A 264-nucleotide genomic window follows, 5' to 3' on the forward strand; every position below is an offset into this window, starting at 1 on the left:
TCCCCTCCCCCCCCCCCCCGGCCCCTGTCCCGCGACCCCGCCGCCCGCCCGGGCGGCGGCCGGGCCGGCGGCGGGATGCCGGGCGGCGGCTTGTGTATCGGGTTCGGCGAGGACCGCCCGTACGGCGAGGTCGTCCTGCTGCCAGGCGTCGAGCCGGCGCTGCAGTTCCCGGTGGGCCGCGGCGTCGAGTGCCGCCGCGGCCGCGGACCGCGGAGGGTCGGAGCCGGCCCCGTAGGCGGCTTCGGCGAGGCCGCGGCCGGGGGC

At 83.3% G+C, this 264-nt stretch carries 1 protein-coding gene; it reads right to left on the bottom strand.

Annotation, left to right across the window (positions count from 1 at the left end; translation table 11 throughout):
- A partial coding sequence (locus tag JAO81_RS43065; RefSeq protein WP_233416372.1) for a hypothetical protein occupies nt 1-264 on the bottom strand: 264 nt, incomplete at both ends.

Source organism: Streptomyces sp. N35 (assembly GCF_016464295.1).
In the GTDB taxonomy this organism is placed as follows: Bacteria; Actinomycetota; Actinomycetes; order Streptomycetales; family Streptomycetaceae; genus Streptomyces.